The 15,760-nt window shown below is 59.7% G+C and carries 14 protein-coding genes; 8 read left to right on the top strand and 6 right to left on the bottom strand.

All coding sequences use genetic code 11. From position 1 onward, the window contains the following. Window positions 1–27 precede the first annotated feature (27 nt). The gene (locus tag AC0IW7_RS03195) at window positions 28–510 is read left to right on the top strand and encodes a glutathione peroxidase (protein WP_471815694.1); all 483 of its coding nucleotides are present in this window, start codon (window positions 28–30) and stop codon (window positions 508–510) included. Between the two features lie 140 nt (window positions 511–650). Here AC0IW7_RS03195 and AC0IW7_RS03190 read toward each other — a convergent pair whose 3' ends face one another. Beyond that, complete coding sequence (locus AC0IW7_RS03190) at window positions 651–929, bottom strand: hypothetical protein (RefSeq protein ID WP_471815692.1); 279 nt, start codon at window positions 927–929, stop codon at window positions 651–653. Between the two features lie 214 nt (window positions 930–1,143). Here AC0IW7_RS03190 and AC0IW7_RS03185 point away from each other — a divergent pair, with 214 nt between their 5' ends. Continuing rightward, window positions 1,144–1,749: a TetR/AcrR family transcriptional regulator gene (locus AC0IW7_RS03185; RefSeq protein ID WP_471815690.1), complete on the top strand. Its 606-nt coding sequence runs from the start codon at window positions 1,144–1,146 to the stop codon at window positions 1,747–1,749. A gap of 61 nt (window positions 1,750–1,810) precedes the next feature. Continuing rightward, complete coding sequence (locus AC0IW7_RS03180; RefSeq protein WP_471815688.1) at window positions 1,811–2,920, top strand: NADH:flavin oxidoreductase; 1,110 nt, start codon at window positions 1,811–1,813, stop codon at window positions 2,918–2,920. Window positions 2,921–3,073: 153 nt separating this feature from the next. On the opposite strand, the gene mqo is transcribed toward AC0IW7_RS03180, so the two are convergent. Continuing rightward, entirely contained in the window at window positions 3,074–4,588 is a 1,515-nt protein-coding gene (gene mqo / locus AC0IW7_RS03175) for a malate dehydrogenase (quinone) (protein WP_122492827.1), read from the bottom strand. A gap of 522 nt (window positions 4,589–5,110) precedes the next feature. Here mqo and AC0IW7_RS03170 point away from each other — a divergent pair. Continuing rightward, a complete protein-coding gene (locus tag AC0IW7_RS03170) occupies window positions 5,111–5,695 on the top strand; it encodes a YajG family lipoprotein (protein WP_463381842.1) in 585 nt (194 codons plus the stop codon). 119 nt (window positions 5,696–5,814) lie between these two features. On the opposite strand, the gene AC0IW7_RS03165 is transcribed toward AC0IW7_RS03170, so the two are convergent. The 3 genes from AC0IW7_RS03165 to AC0IW7_RS03155 all read right to left on the bottom strand — a co-directional run bounded on the left by AC0IW7_RS03165 (window position 5,815) and on the right by AC0IW7_RS03155 (window position 9,652). Further along, window positions 5,815–6,753, bottom strand: a complete 939-nt coding sequence (locus tag AC0IW7_RS03165; RefSeq protein ID WP_463381843.1) for a GGDEF domain-containing protein — start codon at window positions 6,751–6,753, stop codon at window positions 5,815–5,817. A gap of 289 nt (window positions 6,754–7,042) precedes the next feature. Further along, window positions 7,043–8,968 (bottom strand): acyl-CoA synthetase, encoded by a 1,926-nt coding sequence (locus AC0IW7_RS03160; RefSeq protein ID WP_471815685.1) that lies wholly within the window; start codon window positions 8,966–8,968, stop codon window positions 7,043–7,045. A 27-nt stretch (window positions 8,969–8,995) separates the two neighbouring features. Beyond that, window positions 8,996–9,652 (bottom strand): alpha/beta hydrolase, encoded by a 657-nt coding sequence (locus tag AC0IW7_RS03155; protein ID WP_471815684.1) that lies wholly within the window; start codon window positions 9,650–9,652, stop codon window positions 8,996–8,998. 545 nt (window positions 9,653–10,197) lie between these two features. Between AC0IW7_RS03155 and AC0IW7_RS03150 the strand changes: the two genes are divergently transcribed. The 4 genes from AC0IW7_RS03150 (at window position 10,198) to AC0IW7_RS03135 (ending at window position 14,396) form a co-directional block, all read left to right on the top strand. Continuing rightward, on the top strand, window positions 10,198–11,226 hold the full coding sequence (locus tag AC0IW7_RS03150; RefSeq protein ID WP_471815683.1) for an amino acid ABC transporter substrate-binding protein: 1,029 nt from the start codon (window positions 10,198–10,200) through the stop codon (window positions 11,224–11,226). 107 nt (window positions 11,227–11,333) lie between these two features. Next, window positions 11,334–12,512, top strand: a complete 1,179-nt coding sequence (locus AC0IW7_RS03145) for an amino acid ABC transporter permease (RefSeq protein WP_122492821.1) — start codon at window positions 11,334–11,336, stop codon at window positions 12,510–12,512. A 10-nt stretch (window positions 12,513–12,522) separates the two neighbouring features. Continuing rightward, window positions 12,523–13,620, top strand: a complete 1,098-nt coding sequence (locus AC0IW7_RS03140) for an amino acid ABC transporter permease (protein ID WP_471815681.1) — start codon at window positions 12,523–12,525, stop codon at window positions 13,618–13,620. 11 nt (window positions 13,621–13,631) lie between these two features. Then, window positions 13,632–14,396, top strand: coding sequence for an amino acid ABC transporter ATP-binding protein (locus AC0IW7_RS03135; RefSeq protein ID WP_122452069.1), 765 nt, complete (start codon window positions 13,632–13,634; stop codon window positions 14,394–14,396). Window positions 14,397–14,521: 125 nt separating this feature from the next. Here the strand turns inward: AC0IW7_RS03135 and AC0IW7_RS03130 are convergent, their stop codons facing one another. Further along, window positions 14,522–15,508: an NAD(P)/FAD-dependent oxidoreductase gene (locus AC0IW7_RS03130; protein ID WP_471815679.1), complete on the bottom strand. Its 987-nt coding sequence runs from the start codon at window positions 15,506–15,508 to the stop codon at window positions 14,522–14,524. Between the last annotated feature and the right edge of the window lie 252 nt (window positions 15,509–15,760).

Here is a 15,760-nt window from a genome sequence, read left to right as displayed (position 1 = left end):
TTGTCCGATGACAATTTGGAGTTCGTCATGAGTGCTTTTCACGACATCAATTTACGCGCCTTGGATGGCCAGAAATTGCCGCTCGCGCCCCTGAAGGGCAAGGTTGTGCTGGTGGTCAATGTCGCCTCGAAATGCGGGCTCACCCCTCAGTACGCAGGGCTGGAGAGCTTGTATCAGCAGTACAAAGACCAAGGCTTCAGCGTGCTCGGTCTGCCTTGCAATCAATTCGCCGGCCAGGAACCTGGCAGCGAAGACGAAATTAAAGAATTCTGCAGCCTCAACTACGGCGTCAGCTTCCCCCTGAGCAGCAAGCTCGAGGTGAACGGCCCTGGCCGTCATCCGCTGTATCGCTTGTTGGCGGGCGAGGGCGCGGAGTTTCCTGGCGACATCACCTGGAATTTCGAGAAGTTTCTGGTGGGGCAGGATGGGCGCGTGTTGGCGCGTTTCTCGCCAAGAACGCCGCCGGATGATCCGGCCATCGTTCAAGCCATCGAAAAAGCCCTGGCTTAATTACGACCTCCTGCGCGTCGGCCAGGCTGCGTTGCGTCCTCGCTTTTAATGCTCACGTACTTGAGTACGCTGCGCTTAAAAGCTCCGGGGCGCCTTGCCTGGCTCTAGCGCAGAAGCTCGGAAGAAGCCTAAAAGCCTCGTTACCCCTGATGCGCTTCGCGGCTGCCATTGCTACGGCCCGCGTTCAGTTCATCCATTCCATCAAAGTCGAAATCACGTACTGGCTGGCCCTGCAATTGGGCGCGTTTGAGTTGGTATTCGTCGAATGACAAACCCTGACGACTCAAGTCTTCCAGCGCTTTCTGGCGAAGCTCCAGAGCGGTGTAGGGTTTCAACTCCAGCATCGATTGACCTTGGCCGGCACAGCCGGTGAGGACGATGGCGGTTAGCAGCAGGGCGATAGTCATTAAGCGGTTCATTGGAGCCTCCTATCGGCCCGGTGAGTGAGAGTGGGCTCAGACTATTACTCGCTCCGCTTTTGTTGAAATCGACCCGTTCAATAGCTGGTATCGACCAAACCACGCTGTTGCCAGCAGCGATGTATATCGGGATTTTCCGAAGCGTTTGTAGGGCTTTATCACTCCTATCAATGATGCTGGGCGGGACGAGACGACCGGTCATATGATCGCCGCCATGAACAACGCCACCTCCACTATCCGTCTCGACAAGCGCGATCTGATCCTCACCAAGGGTTCGGAGGTGATGCTGCGTCGCGGCTACCACGGCACCGGCGTGCAAGAAATCGTGCAGGCCGCCGGTATTCCTAAAGGCTCGTTCTATCACTACTTCGCCAGCAAAGAAGACTTTGCGGTGCACGCGCTCGAGCATTTGTATGCGCCGCGGTTGCAGCGCTACGCCACGGCGCTGAGCAACGCGGCGCTGAGCCCACGGGCACGCATTCTGAATTTTTACGGCGAGCTGCTGAACCACTTCCGCCGCCAGGAAAAGCCGCAGTACCACTGCTTTATCGGCAGCCTTAGTTTCGAAATGGCCGAGCCGTCGCAGCCCATTGGCTTGCAGGTGGAAAGCATTCTGCAGCGCTCGGTGGACATCCTCGCCGGGTGCTTACTGGAAGCGCGCGAGGCCGGCGAACTGAGCGCCGCCACTGATTGTGTGGAGCTGGCTGAATTTATCGCCAATGCCTGGGAAGGCACGCTGATGCGCATGAAAGCCGGTGCCAACGCCGCGCCGCTGTCCGTTTTTCTGCACCAACTGGAGCGTCTGCTGACGCCCGTTTGATTCTTCAAAAAACCACTGCGCTGCCACGCTGCGCAACCCAGATGCCCGTTAGGAGAACCGCATGACCGCTCTTGTGAAAGCCCTGTTCGAACCGTTCCGCCTAGGCGAGCTGGAGTTGCCGACTCGTGTGGTCATGGCGCCAATGACCCGTTCGTTTTCGCCAGGCGGGGTGCCTAACGAGGGCGTCATCGAGTACTACCGTCGCCGCGCTGCCGGCGGTGTGGGGCTGATCGTGACCGAGGGCACCACCGTCGGCCACCAAGCCTCGAACGGTTACCCGCATGTGCCGCGTTTCTTCGGTGAAGACGCCCTGGCTGGCTGGAAAAAAGTGGTCGATGCCGTACACGCTGAAGGCGGCAAAATTGTTCCGCAGCTCTGGCACGTCGGCAGCGTTCGCCGTATCGGCACCGAGCCGGACGCCAGCGTTCCGGGCTACGGCCCAACCGGCAAAGTGAAAGACGGCGTTGAGGTTGTGCACGGCATGACCAAGCAAGACATCGCCGACGTCATCGCCGCCTTCGCCCAGGCCGCCAAAGACGCCCAGGCCATCGGCATGGACGGCGTGGAAATTCACGGTGCCCACGGCTACCTGATCGACCAGTTCTTCTGGGAAGGCTCCAACCAACGCGACGACGAATACGGCGGCAGCCTGGCCAACCGTTCGCGTTTCGCCATCGAGCTGATCAAGGCCGTACGCGCCGCCACCAGCCCGACGTTCCCGATCATCTTCCGTTTCTCGCAATGGAAGCAGCAGGACTACACCGCACGCCTGGTCACCACGCCCGAAGCGCTGGGCGAATTCCTGCAACCGCTGTCGGATGCCGGCGTGGATATTTTCCACTGCTCCACCCGCCGCTTCTGGGAGCCCGAGTTCGAAGGTTCCGACCTCAACCTGGCCGGCTGGACCCGCAAACTCACTGGCAAACCAACCATCACCGTTGGCAGCGTGGGCCTGGATGGCGAGTTCATGCAGTTCATGGTCAAGACCGACAAGGTCGCGCAGCCCGAAAAACTCGACGCCCTGCTGGAGCGCTTGAACAAGCAGGAATTTGACCTGGTAGCCGTGGGCCGTGCGCTGTTGGTTGACCCGGATTGGGCGGTGAAAGTACGTGACGGCCGTGAAGACGAGATTCTTCCGTTCAGCCGTGATGCGTTGACCAGCCTGGTTTAATGTTTCCCTTTGCGGTGCCCTTGCGGCGCCGCACTTCAAGCCCCGCTTTGGCGGGGCTTTTTTTGTTTTGAGGACTTCGTTTTCAGGGTTCGCGAGCAAGCTCTAAAAAAAAACGGCGCCATCAGGCGCCGTTTTTTCGTTCGGGACAGTAAATCAAACCGTCGCCGCAGACTCCACCTTGCGCGGCGTCAACCCCAGCAGCTCATTGCTGCGGGCGTTCACTTCGCGGTACAGCGTGGCGTCGGTTTCCAGCGCCTTTTCCCGAGCCGGGAAAATCGCTTTCAGCTTCTCAGCCCAGGCAGCGTTCACTTGCTCAGGGAAGCAGCGCTCAATCAGTTCCAGCATGATCGACACGGTGACCGAAGCACCAGGCGAAGCGCCCAGCAGGGCGGCGATGGTGCCGTCTTTGGCCGCGACCAGTTCGGTACCGAACTGCAAGATGCCGCCTTTTTTCGGGTCTTTCTTGATGATCTGCACGCGCTGTCCCGCAATCTCCAAACGCCAATCCGAGGCTTTGGCCAGCGGGAAGAAGCGCTTGAGCGATTCCATACGTTGCTCGCTCGATTGCAGCACTTCGCTGATCAGGTACTTGGTCAGGTCGAAGTTGTCGCGTGCCACGGCCAGCATCGGGCCGAGGTTGCTCGGGCGAACCGACAGCGGCAGGTCGAGGAACGAGCCGTGCTTGAGGAACTTGGTGCTGAAGCCGGCGTATGGCCCGAACAGCAGCGATTTCTTGCCGTCGACCACGCGGGTGTCCAGGTGTGGAACCGACATGGGTGGCGAACCGACCGCCGCCTGGCTGTACACCTTGGCTTCGTGCTGTTTAACGATTTCCGGGTCATCGCAACGCAGCCACTGGCCGCTGACCGGGAAGCCGCCGAAACCTTTGCCTTCGGGAATACCGGACATTTGTAGCAAGGGCAGGGCAGCGCCGCCAGCGCCGAGGAACACGAAGCGGGTGTCCACTTCGCGGGTGGCGCCCGACTGGGTGTTCTTGATGCTGACGCGCCAGCCTTTATCGGTGCGCTTGAGGCCGACAACCTTCTGGTTGTAGCTCACGCGGCAATCGCTTTGCTCGCCGAGAAACTTCAGCAGTTGTGTGGTTAGCGCGCCGAAGTTGACGTCGGTGCCAGACTCCACGCGGGTCGCGGCGACGGCTTCGTCGGCAGCACGGCCGGGCATCATCAGTGGCATCCACTCGGCCATTACGCCTTTGTCTTCGGTGTACTGCATGTCATCGAAGGCATGGTGTTTAACCATGGCGGCGTGGCGGGTTTTGAGGAATTGGATGCCCTTGTCGCCCTGTACGAAGCTCAGGTGCGGAATCGGGTTGATGAAGGCTTTCGGCGAGCCGAAATTGCCTTGCTGCATCAGGTGTGCCCAGAACTGTTTCGACACCTCGAACTGGGTGTTGATGTTCACGGCTTTTTTGATGTCCACCGAACCGTCGGCGGCTTCGGGGGTGTAGTTCAGTTCACACAGACCGGCGTGACCGGTACCGGCGTTGTTCCAGGGGTTAGAGCTTTCGATGGCCCCCGACGCCTGCATTTCAGCGACTTCCAGCTTGATGCCGGGGTCGAGCTCTTTCAACAGCACGGCCAATGTCGCGCTCATGATGCCGGCACCAACCAGCAGCACATCGACAGCCTCGTAATCGTTTTGCGCCATTTGCTCGCCACACTCTTGTGAAGTTGTGAAACCGTTTTTTCACGTTCTTTTGGAAACGTGAACCTCAAAAGTTCAGGTGCCTTATGGCTACAATCTGCGCGCTTTTACACCCATGAAGACAAGGTGCTGGAGCAAGGCAGAGATAGTGCAAAGGTCACGCGAAGTGGGCGACTCTCTGGGGCGGTGCTTGCTGATGCTGAGTACATCAGGGTAGCTGCGAGGCCCGAGCAGGAGACGTCCTTATAATCGGGGCGCGATTATAACGGTGAAATGACAAAAGTTGGTTTTTTAGCGTGACTTTTATTCACCCATCGGTCAGCCCGCCAACACTTGCGTGACGTTTGCACGCGGGCCGACCGGTAGCGATTGGCCGCTGAACTGCCTGAAACCCCGCATTTCCGGAACCTCGCAAAGCCGCTTTTGTCTCAACCTTCAGCGCTGTCAGGCCGCCGCTGCGCTGGGTATACTGCGGCCACTTCAAGCGGCCCAACCGGGCGTTCCAACCCTTGTGGAGAGATGAGCATGCTGCACCGTCTGCTGTTAGGTCTGATCGCTGTAGCCAGCCTGGCGCTGGTTGGCTGTGCCCACAGCCCGCAACAACTGAGCCCCACCCCCAAACTCAACGGCAACCTGACGCCGGTCGGCCAGGGCCAGCCCGTTATCGTGCGTGTGGTTGACGGTCGTCCTTCGCCCATTCTCGGCACCCGCGGCGGTCTGTACCCGGAAACCAGCGCCATCAGCGTTGCCGGCGCCGATATTGTGCCCAAGCTGCAACAACAAGCCGAAGCCGCCGTTCGCCTGCTCGGTTTCACCCCGTCGCCGGGTGCAATGAACGCGCCGCAAATTACCCTCACCTTGGCCGACCTGAAATACCAGTCGCCTAAAGAAGGCATGTACGTTACCGAAGCCAACATTGGCGCGACCTTCCGTGTCGACGTACAAAACGCCACCCGCCGTTACAGCGGTCGCTACGGCGCAACCCTGGACCAGAAATTCGGCATGGCGCCGAACCAGGACACCAACACCAAGCTGGTCAGCGACGTGTTGAGCGACGCCCTGACGCGCTCGTTCAAAGATCCAACCATCGGCCAGGTACTGTCTCAGTAAGCGTGGCGTTGAAATGAAAAAGCCCGGCTGATTAGCCGGGCTTTTTTGTGCGCGCAGCGCGCTCTTCTGTGGGAGCGGCTTTAGCCGCGATGCTCTTGAAGCGTTATCGCGACCTCACCTCACCCACACAAACAATTACGCCCCTGTTGCTTGGCCTGATACAGCGCGCTATCCGCTCGCGCGATCAGACTCTGCAAGGTGTCATTGGCGCGCATTTCCGCTAAGCCAATCGACATCGTCACCCCCGGCAGCACACCCACCGGCGAGTAAAACGAAGTCACTTGCTCCAACGCCGCGCGCAGCCGTTCGCCGATGGCGCGGGCTTCGTCGGCGTTCATTTCCGGCAGCAGAATCACGAACTCTTCGCCGCCGTAGCGCGTCAGGCTGTCTTTGGGGCGCAGCTGATTGCGCAGGGTATGCGCGACCAGACACAACGCGTAGTCACCGGCCAGGTGGCCGTGGTTGTCGTTGTAGGACTTGAAGTGATCGACATCGAGCATCAACAGGCACATCGGCTGCCCGTTAAAGGCGCAGCGGGTGTTTTCCCGTTCGAAGATATGTTCCAGCCAACGCCGGTTAAAGGCGCCGGTCAGGGTGTCGACGTTGGCGTTCTGCTCGCTGTCGATAATGATCTGGTTACCCTGGCGCACACGCTCGCAGAGCAGTTGCAGCAGGTTTTGCATCAGCTCCGGCGATTGCGCGAACAGGCTGAACAACGACTCGCGGTGCAGGCGCAGCACCAGGCAACGGCCGGCCGCGACCACATAGGCAGACGGGTGATCGTTGTCGATAAAACTGATTTCCCCCACGCACTCGCCGGGCTGAAGGGTGGTCACGGCAGGGTTGTCCAACGAGCCGAGGAACACCTTGAGTTCGCCTTCCAGCAGCACGTAAAGGTGCTGATTGCGGTCGAAAGGAGAGAGGAGCACTTCCTCAGCGTCCAGTTCGAAGGCATGAAACTTTTCCAGCAGGCGCCCCAGGTTATGGGCCGCGACGTTCTGGAACAGACGCATGTCATGGATGGAGTGCAGGTCGGCCTGCCACTGCGCGTTTTTCATCGCAATTGAAGCGTTCCGTGTGTGTGAACAATAGGGAATGGCATCGCGACGCATCCTTTCGTTAGTGCGAAAACCCGATTTGCTGAACCGCCTGACGAGGCCCCGGTTGGCGCAGGCGATCATCATGTTCGCTGCGCCAGCGGCTGGCGTTTCGCCGTTTCAACGGGTTGGTGAAGACCCAGGTGAACCATAGCTGGCATGGCGGCGCTGTGCTGCTCAGCGGTTCACAGCCCGACAATAATTCTGAGTCTGCTACCGATTTTTCCGTTCACTGTTTATTTGGGTAGCCTCAGGCGCCGTCCACTACCTCGTAGCGCACCGAGTAGCCGGCCAGGCAGTCGTCCACCGCTGCACGGCGCGTCGCGTCTAGCTCTTGTAGGTACACACGTGCCAACTGGCCGTAGCTGTCGTGAGCTGTCACCTCGACCTTCACCTGCGGATCGATATGCCGTAGGTCGGCTTCAAATACCCGACGGATGGCGTCGTAGCGCAGCGTTGGTTTAAAGGTTTTGCCCACGGCAGTGAGCGGAATGGCGTCGATGATCCACACATCTTTGGGCACAGCGGCCCGTTCCGGGATATGTGCAGCGGCGTGGGTCATTAGTTCTTCAGCGCTGACCGTCGCGCCTGGAACTAACTGCACGTACACAACCGGCAGTTCACCCGCTTTCGCGCACGGCTTGCCGACGGCCGCGGCCAGCGCCACGGCAGGGTGTTTGTGCAAGGCTTCTTCGATCATTTGCGGGTCGATGTTGTGGCCGCCGCGGATGATCAAATCCTTGCTGCGCCCGGTCAGCCAGATGTACCCGTCCGCATCGATGCGACCCAGGTCGCCTGTGTTGAACCAGTCGCCGTCCACCCAAATGCCCGAATTCTTGTCGGCCTGCAGGTAGCCCTTGAAGACCGTGATGCCGCGCAGCACCAGATTGCCGATTTCATTCTCGGCGGCGTCGCGCAGGTAGTTGCCTTGCTCGTCGAGCACGGCAATTTTCACCTCGCAATAGGGCATGCGAATGCCAATGGACCCCGGGCGACTTTCCCCCGCCGGCGGGTTGCCACAGGTGCCACACGTGCCTTCGGTAAGCCCGTAACCCTCGATCAGCTTCAGCCCGGTTTTGCTTTCGAACTGGCGAATCAATTCCACCGGCATCGGCGCGGCTCCGCACAAGGCATAGCGCAGGCTAGACAAGTCGTGCCCGGTGCTCGGCACTTGCAACAGGCCGGCGTAAATAGTCGGCACGCCGCTGAAGAAACTGACGCGGTAGCGCTCGATAATTTTCCAGAAGTTCTGAATCAGGCTCGGGTTGCGATAACCCTGCGGCGTGGCGAGCAGCACTTCGGCGCCGACATAGAACGGCGCCAGTCCGGTGACCATCACGCCATTCACATGGAACAGCGGCAAACCGCACAGGGTGACGTCGCTGGCATGCAGGTCGATGGCGAAGGCGAGAATCATCGCCATGGCCACTTCGTTGCGGTGCGTGTGCGGCGCCAGCTTCGGGGTGCCGGTGGTGCCGCCGGTGTGAAAGTACGAGGCGATGTCGTCCGGGCTGATGATGCGGCCGCTTTCCAGATGATCGTCGGGGCAGTCGGCGATCAGCTCGTCAAAGTCGAGCACGCCCGCCGGCAAGCCGCCGCGCTGGGCCTTGATGCCGCTGCGCTGTGGCTCGGGAAGGTAGTTGGCCATGTCCACGGTGACAATGTGCTTGAGCTCCGGCAACTTCTCGCGCAGGCCGGCGACTTTGTCCCACAGGTCGGTGCCGGGGAAGGGCGCCAGGGTCACCAGCACTTCGGAGTCCGACGCGCGGATCAGCTCGGCGATGTGCTCGCTGTCGAGCAGCGGGTTGATCGCGTTGACCACGCCCGCTGCTTCACCGCCCCACAAGGTGAAATGCGTATGCGGCAGATTCGGCAGCAAGAACGACACCGCCTTGCCGGCGCGCACGCCCAGGCGGTGCAAGGCGTTGGCGGTTTGCGTGACCTTGGCGAACAGCTCGCCGTAGCTGAGCCGATACGGCTGTTCTTCACTGTTGCCCTGCAACAAAAAGGTCAGTGCCGTGGCGTTCGGATTGCGCGCTGCACTGCGTTGCAACACGGCGTAAGTGCTGGGCGCCATGTCGCGGTCTTGCAGGGCTATTTGCTCAATCGCCAGGGTGTCGCGCAACGAAGCGATAGCGGGAACTTGCGCGGGTTGATGAACAACGGCTTGGTTCATGTGCGGACCTTTTTTGCTGTGCGGGTTTCAGCCCAACCGCGCTGCCAGCCAAGTGCCGATATCGCGCACTTGCTGCGGCAACACTTCGTGGCTCATCGGGTATTCCTGCCAGGTTACGGGCACGCCTTGCGCCTCGAGGCAGTCATGCGCAGCGCGGCCCATGGCCCGCTGCACGATGTCGTCAAACGTGCCATGCAAACAGTAAACCGGCAGTTGTTTTTTTGTATCCGCCAGCACCACATCGGGGCTCAGGGTTGGCGAATAGGTGGACAGCGCCAGCACCCCACCGAGCGGTCCTTGCCAGCGCAGGAAAGCCGCGTGGTAGACCACCGCGCCGCCTTGGGAAAAGCCGGCGAGAAAAATGCGCGACGGGTCGATGCCACCGTCGCGCTGCGCTTCTATCAGCTCGATCACCCGCTGTGCCGAGGCTTCGAGCTGTTCGTTGTTGATTGCCCGCGCTGGGCTCATGGCCAGAATGTCGTACCAGCTCGGCATCGCATAGCCACCATTAATAGTCACCGCTTGGGTAGGCGCTTGCGGCAACACAAAGCGCGTGCTGGTGAGCTGTTGCTGCAACGCTTCGGCAACCGGAAGAAAATCGAAGCGGTCGGCGCCCAGGCCGTGCAGCCAAATAACGCACGCGTCTGCAGAAAGTGTGGGTTCGAGTATCAGATTTTCGTGCATGCTAGGCTCCAGTTCGGTGCGCACGCCCTGCTTCGGGGCGCCGCTTGAATGAGGGGTTGGTGTATCCGTTACGAACATGTCGCAAGGCTACAAGTTTTGCTCTTGACCTGCCTAATTCGGCCTTTTCAAGAGCGTGTGGTACGGGCTTTGCTATAGACGGATTAACCGGTTGCATGCCCCAATTTGGGTAACACTCCACCGTTTGTGCGGTCCGACTCATGCAAAGTAGAGCGGCACGGTAAACGGGCAATCGCGTTACGCAGGAACATACTTAAAAAAAGCCACGGGAAATTCCCAACAGATTCGCCGCGGGTCACTTCGGAAAAGTGACTAAGCGAACGGGAAAATCCCCAACCCGTTTATTTCAGCAAACCCATGCGAAGAGTAAGCGGGGGGTGAGTTTTGGCCGATGGGGGCATCGCCAACTAGACTCGCTCCCAGGTCTGCACCCCGTTTCAACCGTCATCCGATGGACGAGCGTGCCTCAAAAGGGTACGGCGGTGGGGCCAAGACTCCAAACACAACAACAGCAACTGGAGGTTTTAATGAAGATGGTGAAATCCACCCTGGCTATCCTGACCGCAGCGACCATTCTTGGCGCCAGCGGCTTCGCTCAAGCGGGCGCGACTCTGGATAAGGTCAAGAAACAAGGCTTCGTTCAGTGCGGTGTAAGTGACGGTCTGCCGGGCTTCTCGGTTCCAGATGCCAAGGGTAACTATCAGGGTATCGACGTTGATATCTGCCGCGGTGTTGCTGCTGCCGTGTTGGGCGATGCATCGAAAGTTAAATACAGCCCGCTGACCGCCAAGGAACGCTTCACCGCAATCCAGTCCGGCGAAGTCGACATGCTGTCGCGTAACACCACCTGGACCAGCTCCCGCGATGCGGGCATGGGCCTGGTATTCACCGGCGTAACCTATTACGACGGTATCGGCTTCCTGGTTAACAAGAAGCTCGGCGTTTCCAGCGCCAAGGAACTCGACGGCGCGACCATCTGCATCCAGGCCGGTACTACTACCGAACTGAACGTGTCCGACTACTTCCGCTCGAACGGCCTGAAATACACCCCCATCACCTTCGACACCTCTGACGAAAGCGCCAAGTCGCTGGAAGCCAGCCGTTGCGACGTGCTGACCTCCGACCAATCGCAGCTCTACGCTCAGCGCATCAAGCTGGCCCAACCAAACGACTACGTGGTTCTGCCGGAAGTAATTTCCAAAGAGCCTTTGGGCCCAGTCGTGCGTAAAGGCGACGAAGAGTGGTTCAGCATCGTTAAGTGGACCCTGTTCGCCATGCTCAACGCTGAAGAAGCAGGCGTGACGTCGAAAAACGTTGAAGCTGAAGCCAAGTCCTCGAAGAACCCGGACGTTCTGCGTCTTCTGGGTGCTGACGGCGAATACGGCAAAGACCTGAAACTGCCGAAAGACTGGGCAGTGCAGATCATCAAGCAAGTGGGTAACTACGGCGAAGTGTTCGACCGCAACGTCGGTGCGGGCAGTGAGCTGAAAATCGAACGCGGCCTGAACGCGTTGTGGAACAAAGGCGGCCTGCAGTACGCACCTCCGGTTCGTTAACAGGCTGTCAGCCGTCTGACCGGGTGCGCTCGGTCAGGTGGACGGCCCAGTGATTGCTTTGCGGTCACTGGGCTTTTCCGTTTCAACGTTCCTGGGGCACTCACTCCATGCAAAAACAAATCGGCACCTCGCGGGGCTTTTCGCTAAGCGATCCGCGTATTCGTGCCTGGCTATTTCAGATCATCACCATAGTGGCGGTGGTCTCAATGGGCTGGTTTCTGTTCGATAACACGCAAACCAACCTGCAACACCGGGGCATTACCTCGGGTTTTGGCTTCCTGGAAAACAGTGCCGGTTTCGGTATTGCCCAGCACTTGATCAGCTACACCGAGTCGGACACCTACGCACGGGTGTTTGTGATCGGTCTGCTCAACACCTTGCTGGTGTCGGCTATCGGTATCGTGTTCGCCACGATTCTGGGCTTTATCCTCGGTGTGGCGCGGCTGTCGTCGAACTGGATGGTCAGCAAGCTGGCCACTGTTTATATCGAGACCTTCCGTAATATTCCGCCGCTGCTGCAGATTCTGTTCTGGTACTTCGCGGTGTTGCTGCCTCTGCCGGGGCCACGCAACAGCCTGAACATTGCCGACAGTTTCTTCCTCAGTAACCGTGGCTTGTACATGCCCGAGGGCACCATGGCCGATGGCTTTGGCGCCTTTGCCGTGGCGCTGCTGCTGGCCATCGTCGGCACCGCGCTGATGGTGCGTTGGGCCAACAAGCGCTTCGAAGCGACTGGCGTGCCGTTCCACAAGTTCTGGGCTGGCCTGGCGATCATGCTGGTGATTCCCGCCCTCAGCGTGCTGATTTTCGGTGCGCCTGTGCACTGGGTTGCACCGGCACTCAAAGGCTTCAACTTCGTGGGTGGCTGGGTAATGATCCCCGAGCTGCTGGCGCTGACCATCGCCCTGACCGCGTATACCGCCGCGTTTATCGCGGAGATTGTGCGTTCGGGCATCAAGTCAGTGAGTCACGGCCAGACCGAGGCGGCTCATTCCTTGGGCCTGCGCAACGGTCCGACGCTGCGCAAAGTGATCATCCCGCAAGCCCTGCGCGTGATCATTCCGCCGCTGACCAGCCAATACCTGAACCTGGCGAAAAACTCCTCGTTGGCCGCCGGTATCGGCTACCCCGACATGGTTTCGCTGTTTGCCGGCACGGTGCTCAATCAGACCGGACAGGCCATCGAAGTAATTGCCATCACCATGAGCGTGTACTTGGCCATCAGCATCAGCATTTCCCTGCTGATGAACTGGTACAACAAGCGCATTGCGTTGATCGAGCGGTGAGGAAAGGCGCATGACGACTCATACTTTCAAACCCGACATGCCACCGCCGCGCAAAAGCGTCGGCGTAGTGGCCTGGATGCGGAGCAATCTGTTCTCCAACTGGCTCAACACACTGCTGACGTTGTTCGCCGTGTATCTGATCTGGTTGATCGTGCCGCCGCTGCTGAGCTGGACGATTTTCGACGCCAACTGGATTGGCACCACCCGCGCTGACTGCACCAAGGAAGGCGCGTGCTGGGTGTTTATCCAACAGCGTTTCGGTCAGTTCATGTACGGCTTCTACCCCAGCGAACTGCGCTGGCGTGTAGACGCCACGGTGTGGCTGGCGATCATTGGCGTGGCGCCACTGTTCATCAATAAATTCCCGCGCAAAGCTGCCTACGGCATCGGCTTTCTGATCGTGTATCCGCTGGTGGCCTTCTGGCTGCTGCACGGCGGTTACTTCGGTCTGGAAAACGTGCCCACCAGCCGCTGGGGCGGCCTGATGCTGACCCTGGTTATCGCCACCGTCGGTATTGCCGGTGCGTTGCCGCTGGGCATTCTGCTGGCGCTGGGACGGCGTTCAAACTTGCCGGCGATTCGAGTGGTCAGCGTGACCTTCATCGAATTCTGGCGCGGCGTGCCGCTGATTACCGTGCTGTTCATGTCTTCGGTAATGCTGCCGTTGTTCCTGCCAGAGGGCATGAGCTTCGACAAACTGCTGCGGGCACTGATTGGCGTGATCCTGTTCCAGTCGGCCTACGTGGCCGAAGTGGTGCGCGGTGGTTTGCAGGCCATTCCCAAAGGTCAGTACGAAGCGGCTGCCGCCATGGGCCTTGGCTACTGGCGCAGCATGGGCCTGGTGATTCTGCCGCAAGCCCTGAAGATGGTGATTCCCGGCATCGTGAACACCTTCATCGCGCTGTTCAAAGACACCAGCCTGGTGATCATCATCGGCCTGTTCGACCTGCTCAACAGCGTCAAACAAGCGGCCGCCGACCCCACGTGGTTGGGCATGGCCACCGAGGGCTATGTGTTTGCAGCCCTGGTCTTCTGGATTTTCTGTTTCGGTATGTCCCGCTACTCCATGCACCTGGAGCGCAAGCTGGACACAGGCCACAAGCGTTAGGAGTCGATTAAATGAGCGAAGCGATCAAACAGCCTGTGAGCCCTGAAGGCATTATCCAAATGCAGGGCGTGAACAAATGGTACGGCCAGTTTCACGTACTCAAAGACATCAACCTGAACGTGCAACAGGGCGAGCGCATCGTGCTGTGCGGGCCTTCCGGCTCGGGCAAATCGACCACCATTCGTTGCCTCAACCGTCTGGAAGAACACCAACAGGGCCGCATCGTCGTTGACGGTGTGGAACTGACCAACGACCTCAAGCAGATCGAAGCGATCCGTCGTGAAGTCGGCATGGTGTTCCAACACTTCAACCTGTTCCCGCACCTGACCATTCTGCAAAACTGCACGTTGGCGCCGATGTGGGTGCGCAAAATGCCCAAGCGTCAGGCTGAAGAAATTGCCATGCATTACCTGGAGCGCGTACGCATTCCGGAGCAGGCGCACAAGTATCCGGGCCAGCTCTCGGGCGGTCAGCAACAGCGCGTCGCCATCGCCCGTGCCCTGTGCATGAAACCGAAAATCATGCTGTTCGACGAACCCACTTCCGCCCTCGACCCCGAGATGGTGAAAGAGGTGCTCGACACCATGATCGGCCTGGCCGAAGACGGCATGACCATGCTTTGCGTAACCCACGAAATGGGTTTTGCCCGCACCGTGGCCAACCGCGTGATCTTCATGGACAAAGGCGAGATCGTTGAACAAGCCGCACCAAACGACTTCTTCGACAACCCGCAAAGCGACCGTACCAAGCTGTTCCTGAGCCAGATCCTGCACTAGTAGGGAATGGGTTAGAAAAAAGGAGCCGTGAGGCTCCTTTTTTTGTGGTCGCAATATAGTCGTTTGCCTATAGAGCCGCTTCGCCAGCAAGCTGGCTCCTACAGGGGGGCGGCGTCGGCTGCGCCTTATTGCAAATGATCCAGCAACCGCAGCGCCGCCTGCTGGCCGCTTAGCCAGGCGCCTTCGACGCGCCCGGACAAACACCAGTCGCCGCACACGTACAAGCCCAGGTCTGCGTCCACCAGTGAGCCCCATTCGTGACTGCTAGCCGGCCGTGCATAAAGCCAGCGATGGGCGAGGGTGAATGCCGGTGCTGGTACGGCGCAGCCGATCAACTCGGCAAAGGCGCCGTGCAGGTGTTCGATGGCTTCTTCCTTGGTCAGGTCCAGGTGCTGTCGGCTCCAGGCGCTGCTGGCATGCAGCACCCAGGTATCCATCACGGTTTCGCGGCCGGGTTTGCTGCGGTTGCGGGCCAGCCAGTCGAGCGGCCCTTCGCGTACGAAGCAGCCTTCCACCGGGGTATCCAGCGGTTCTGCAAACGCCAGGGACACGGCCCACGTCGGGTCCATGGCCACGCTGGCAGCAGCGCCGGCCAGTTTCGGGGCGGCGGCGAGTAAGCCACTGGCTTGGGAAGCAGGGGTGGCGATGATCACCTGGCTGAACGGGCCATGCACTTGGCCTTCGGCGTCTTGCAGGCTCCAGTGCTCGGGGCCGCGGAACACTTCAGTAATACGGCAGGAAAACTTGACGGGCAGGGCGCCGAGCATCGCCCGGGTAATGGCGCTCATGCGCGGTGTGCCGACCCAGCGAACTTGCTCGTCGGGCGAGGCACCTAGCACGCCGTTGCTGAACGTGTACAAGCTGGGCGTCCACTCGGCGACCCAGCCTCGGGCCTGCCATTGGTGCACGGCGTCGATGAAGCGGCGGTCGCGGGCGGTGAAGTACTGCGCGCCCATATCCAGCGCGCCGGCATCGCTGCGCTTGCTGGCCATGCGGCCACCGCTGCCACGGCTTTTATCGAACAGTTGAACGCTGAGACCTGCCTCGTGCAGGGTTTGTGCGGCAGAAAGACCGGCGATGCCGGTGCCAATAATGGCGATGGGGAAACTCATGTCTGACCTCTAAATTCGCAAACTGGGCTGACGCTCTCCTGGTTTGGCCATGGGCGTGGAAAAGCAGCTGCCAACGACCCCGCGTAGAGTCATCGGGCCTGCTTTTGCGAGTTCCTTCCCTCGCTCTGATTCGCGGATTGGCCACAGGTTCGAACGGCCTGTGTGCTTGTGTTAGGTATAGAACGCTTGAACAGCAGACGCCTGCTTTGTTCGTCGCCTGGCAGCCGACAGATTCGCCATTAATCAGCGCAA

Source organism: Pseudomonas sp. AC229, from assembly GCF_979254655.1.
This window is presented reverse-complemented; position numbering and strand designations above follow the sequence as displayed.